The organism is Bradyrhizobium uaiense (assembly GCF_010811875.1).
In the GTDB taxonomy this organism is placed as follows: domain Bacteria; phylum Pseudomonadota; class Alphaproteobacteria; order Rhizobiales; family Xanthobacteraceae; genus Bradyrhizobium; species Bradyrhizobium uaiense.
Genome location: NZ_VKHP01000397.1, coordinates 1 through 5,007 on the forward strand (window position 1 = coordinate 1; position 5,007 = coordinate 5,007).

Consider the following 5,007-nt stretch of genomic DNA (forward strand, 5'->3'; position numbering starts at 1 on the left):
AGAACATGGCGGATTCAAAACGTGAGAGCGTGAGGATGTAAGGGAAGCACCAGCGGATGGGTTCCCTCCCCCCCTTGCGGGGGTCCGAGGCGAGCGAAGCTCGCTCTCGAGGTTAGGGAGAGGGGTGAGCCACGAGTCGCGACGATAGAGATTGCGCGCTCGCGCGCCGGACGGCGTCTCGCGCCTGCCTTTGGCCCGATTGCGGGCCCGGGGCCGCGTGTGCTTGATATCGGGCAGGATCAGTCACGCGGACCACGATGCGGCTTGCACTCTTTGCCGATATTCACGCCAACCGGCAGGCCTTCGCCGCCTGCCTGGATGCCGCGCGGGCGCGCGGCGCCGAGCGGCTGATCTGCCTCGGCGATATCGTCGGCTACGGCGCCGATCCCGAATGGGCCGTCGACACGGTGGTGGACCTGGTCGCGAAGGGTGCAGTTGCAGTACGCGGCAATCATGACAATGCGATCGGCGTTCCCAGCGACAGCATGAATGCCGACGCGCAGGCCGCCATCGACTGGACCCGCAGCCGGCTCAGCGGCGAACAGAAGGCGTTCCTCGCGGGCCTGCCGATCATGCGCGAGGAGGACAATCGCCTCTACGTGCATTCCGAGGCCTCGGCCCCCGCGAAGTGGCGCTATGTCCGCGACACGTCAGATGCCGCGCGCAGCATGATGGCGACCGTGTTGCAGATCACGTTCTGCGGCCACATCCATCGTCCCGGTCTCTACTCGATGTCTTCGACCGCGAAGATGACGAGCTTCGTCCCGACCTCGGGCGTCGCCGTGCAATTGCTGACGGGCCGGCGCTGGCTTGCGGTGCTCGGCTCGGTCGGTCAGCCGCGCGACGGCGATCCCGCCGCGTCATTTGCGATGTTCGACACTGCGAGCCGCGAGATCACCTATCACCGCGTGCCCTACGACGTCGCGACCGCCGCGGCGCGGATCAAGGCGGGCGGCCTGCCGGTCTGGCTCGCCGACCGCCTGTCGCTCGGAAGGTGACGCCGGTGGCGGCGCTGACGATGCAGCCGGACGCCGAGATCGATGGCTTCGCCATCGGCGAGCGGGTGCACCGCGGCGGCATGGCGACGCTGTGGACCGTCACCCATCCGGGCATCAATGTTCCGTTGCTGATGAAGGTGCCGCTGACCTCTGAGGGTGAGGATCCGGCTGCAATCGTCAGCTTCGAGATGGAGCAGATGATCCTGCCGCGGCTGTCGGGGCCGCACGTGCCGGCCTGTTTCGGCACCGGCGACTTCGAGCGTCAGGCGTATGTGGTGATGGAGCGCATCCCCGGCCAGACGCTCTACAAGCGGCTCGACGCCCTGCCGTTGCCATATGAGGAGGTGAGGGTGATCGGCGGCAAGGTCGCGACCGCGCTCGCCAGCCTGCACCGGCAGAATGTCATCCATCACGACATCAAGCCGAGCAGCGTCATGTTCCGCGAGCGCGGCGAGGCGGTGCTGATCGACTACGGCCTCTCGCACCACCAGCATCTGCCCGATTTGTTGCAGGAGGAGTTTCGCCTGCCTTACGGCACCGCGCCCTACATGGCGCCGGAGCGCCTGCTCGGCGTGCGCGACGATCCGCGCAGCGATCTGTTTTCGCTCGGCGTGCTGCTGTATTTCTTCGCCACCGGCGTCCGCCCGTTCGGCGAGAGCGAAACCCTGCGCGGCATGCGCCGGCGGCTGTGGCGCGATCCGTATCCGCCGCGCGAGCTCAGGCCGGACTATCCGCCGTGGCTGCAAGAAATCGTGCTGCGCTGTCTGGAGATCGACCCAGTGGCGCGTTATCCGACGGCGGCGCAGCTTGCCTTCGATCTCGGCCATCCAGAACAGGTGAAGCTCACCGCGCGGGCGCAGCGGCTCAAACGCAATCCGCTGCTTGCGGTCTGGCGTCGCCGGTTCAATCTCGGCGCGGCGCCGCCGCAGCCGAAGTCCAATGTCGCGGCGCAGCTTGCATCGAGCCCGATCGTCGCCGTCGCGCTCGACATCGGCGAGGGCGACGAGGCGCTGAACGAGACCATCCGCACCATCGCCGAGCAGGTGCTATCGACCTCGCCATCGGCACGGCTCGCCTGCGTCAATGTGCTGAAGCTCAATCGCCTGGCGATCGACCGCAGTCATGACGACCAGGGCCAGAACAAGCATGTCGATCGCCTGGTGGCGCTCCAGCACTGGGCGCGGCCGTTCCGGCTCGGGGATAACCGGCTGACCGTGCATGTGCTGGAGGCGATCGATCCCGCAGCCGCCATCCTGGAATTCGCCGCGGTCAATCTGGTCGACCACATCATCATCGGCGCGCGGCAGAACTCGATGCGGCGCGCGCTGCTCGGCAGCGTGTCCGCCAAGGTCGCCGGGGAAGCGCCGTGCACGGTGACCGTGGTGCGGCCGTCGCGCCTGTTGTCACAAGCAGACAGCGAAGAGGCGGCGGACCAGGCGGCGAATGCCGCGGTCACGCCGCCCGCAGTATTTTAGCTCCGCCGGATAGTCAGATCGCTTCGCCGCGCGCCTCCGCCGCCGCATGGCGGATCGCGGCGATGTTGGTCTTGTAGGCCTCGACCGTGCCGCCCTTGAACACGGCAGAGCCCGCGACAAAGGCGTTGGCGCCGGCCGCGGCGAGCTGGCCCGCGACATCGGGCGCAACGCCGCCATCGACCTCGATGTCGATCGGACGGCCCGCGACCATCGCCCTGACGTCGGAGATCTTGCCGATCGCCGAGCGGATGAAGGCCTGGCCGCCGAAGCCGGGATTGACCGACATGACAAGCACCAGGTCGATCAGGTCGAGCACATATTCGATCGCGCTCGCCGGCGTGGCCGGATTGAGCGAGACGCCGGCTTTCTTGCCCAGCGCGCGGATCGCCTGCAACGAGCGATGCAGATGCGGGCCGGCTTCGGCATGCACCGTGATGTGGTCGCAGCCCGCCTTGGCGAAGGCCTCGAGATAGGGGTCGCAGGGCGCGATCATCAGATGGGCGTCGAAGATCTTCCTGGTGTGCGGCCGCATCGCCTTGATGACGTCGGGACCGTAGGAAATGTTCGGCACAAAATGTCCGTCCATCACGTCGAGATGGATCCAGTCGGCGCCGGCCTGGTCGACGGCGCGGACCTCCTCGCCGAGCTTTGAGAAATCCGACGCCAGGATCGACGGAGCGATAATGAGGGGACGCGGGGTGAATGACTGAGTCATAGCGCAGTTCCGAAAGACTTCAGGGGGCGACGGGTGATCCCGCCTAACATGCGCAGGCGCGGCGGGCAATGCGAGCCGACGGCGCCTCCGAGCGGGAAAATTCTGCCGCCGGCGGCAGCTCTTGCCGGGTGTGCAGAGCCCGTATCGATACGCCAAGGCCTGGTTTTATTGGGTTTTTGCCACGGCACACCCTTTGCTCAGCCACTGATCAGCGTTTGAGCCGCCAGGCGCGGCCTTGTTGGAGTATTGCCATGTTATTTGCCATTGGCGCTGCGTCATCAGCCATCGATCTTTTGAGCTCGCTGATGTCGTCGAAGTCGACGACCCAGACCGGCAGTTCCAGTCAGGGCAGCCAGTCGACCGGGCTGTTCGCCTCCTCGACCACGACATCGACGTCGACCGGCAGCAGCACCAGCGCCGGATCGGGCTCTGCCACCCAGCAGATTTCGCCGCAGACCATGAGCGCGCTGCTCGACGCGCAAAGCCAGACGCAGGCCACGGCATCGACCAGCTCGGCTTCGACCGGCACGACGTCGACCAGCCAGTCGGCTGCGTTGAAGGACCTGTTCTCGCTGATCGACGCCGACGGCAACGGCCAGATCACCAAGACGGAATTCGAGAAGGCGCTCGGCGCCGGCGGCACCAACATCGCGCAGGCCGACGACGTGTTCTCCAAGCTCGATAAGAATGGCGACGGCAGCGTCAGCCTCGACGAGATGTCGCAGGCGCTGCAGGGCCACAAGGGCGGCGGCCATCACCGCCACCACATGGAAACCGGCTCGACCGATGGATCCGGCTCCAGCAGCGGCTCGGGTGGATCGAGCTCCGATCCCTTGATGCAGGCGCTGAACGGCGCCACCTCGACGTCGGTGACCAACAGCGACGGCTCGACCACGACGACGACGACCTATGCCGACGGCTCCAAGGTGTCGATGACGACGCCGGCCACGGCTTCCACGACCGGCAGCACGACCTCATCCTCCGCCAGCAGCAACGCGACCTCGTCCTACAATTTCATCGAGCAGCTGATCCAGCGCCAGTCGCAGGCGATCTCGGCGCAGGCGTCTTCGTCGCTGTCGGTCAGCGCTTAACTGGGGCGGTACGACCGCAAGCTCCGCGCCTCGCCCCGCGTGCGGGGAGAGGCATAGGCCGCGTCGGCGGCCGTTCTCAACAACGCCGAAGCAAAGCTTCGGCTATGACGCATCGTCAGATGCGTTCCGGGTGAGGGGGAGTCTCCGCGAGTCCGTTTATCACCCTCGATGCGGAGGCAGCCCCTCACCCCAACCCTCTCCCCGCAAGAACGGGGCGAGGGAGTACACTGCCTTCGCGGCCCTAGCCGAACCGGTCCTGCCAGCTCGGCAGTGCGCCGGGGAAGGGCAGCGCAGTCGCTGAATGGACGCCGCGTGCGATCGCGCGCGCGACCGTGTTGGCCGCGATCGCGCCGAGCTTGGTCAGGCCGAACAGTGGATCGACCGGCTTGGCGCCGGTCGCCGCGGCAAACACCACATCGCCGTCGAGCGGGGCATGCACTGGATAGATCGCGCGCGCCATGCCGGTCTGCGCGATCATCGCTAGCCGCCGCGCCTGTGGTTTTGTCAATTGCGCATCGGTCACGACCACGACCAGCGTGGTGTTCTCGGCCGCCGTTGCGTCGGCACCGCCCTTCAGTCGCAGCTTCAGCATGTCCTGACTGAACGACGGCGGCAGGCCGCGCCCGCCGAACTCGCCGCCGATCTCGAACGGCGCCGCCCAGAACCACGGACCGTTGCCGACCGTCACACTGCCGACCGCATTGACCACCGCAAGCGCTGCGACCTTG

At 66.8% G+C, this 5,007-nt stretch carries 5 protein-coding genes; 3 read left to right on the plus strand and 2 right to left on the minus strand.

Going from position 1 to position 5,007, the window contains the following annotated elements; translation table 11 throughout:
• Window positions 1–257: 257 nt before the first annotated feature.
• Together FNJ47_RS44515 and FNJ47_RS44520 are read left to right on the plus strand one after the other, a co-directional pair.
• Window positions 258–998 (plus strand): metallophosphoesterase family protein, encoded by a 741-nt coding sequence (locus FNJ47_RS44515; RefSeq protein ID WP_163162926.1) that lies wholly within the window; start codon window positions 258–260, stop codon window positions 996–998.
• 20 nt (window positions 999–1,018) lie between these two features.
• Window positions 1,019–2,473: a serine/threonine protein kinase gene (locus FNJ47_RS44520; protein WP_163162932.1), complete on the plus strand. Its 1,455-nt coding sequence runs from the start codon at window positions 1,019–1,021 to the stop codon at window positions 2,471–2,473.
• Between the two features lie 13 nt (window positions 2,474–2,486).
• Here the strand turns inward: FNJ47_RS44520 and rpe are convergent, their stop codons facing one another.
• Window positions 2,487–3,188 carry a ribulose-phosphate 3-epimerase gene (gene rpe, locus FNJ47_RS44525; RefSeq protein WP_163162928.1) on the minus strand — a complete coding sequence of 234 codons (702 nt, stop codon included), beginning with the start codon at window positions 3,186–3,188 and terminating at the stop codon, window positions 2,487–2,489.
• Window positions 3,189–3,439: 251 nt separating this feature from the next.
• On the opposite strand from rpe, the gene FNJ47_RS44530 reads away from it, so the two are divergent.
• Complete coding sequence (locus tag FNJ47_RS44530) at window positions 3,440–4,279, plus strand: EF-hand domain-containing protein (RefSeq protein WP_163162930.1); 840 nt, start codon at window positions 3,440–3,442, stop codon at window positions 4,277–4,279.
• A 241-nt stretch (window positions 4,280–4,520) separates the two neighbouring features.
• Here the strand turns inward: FNJ47_RS44530 and FNJ47_RS44535 are convergent.
• Window positions 4,521–5,007: P1 family peptidase (locus FNJ47_RS44535; RefSeq protein ID WP_175068511.1), on the minus strand; the 487-nt coding region annotated here is incomplete at its 5' end.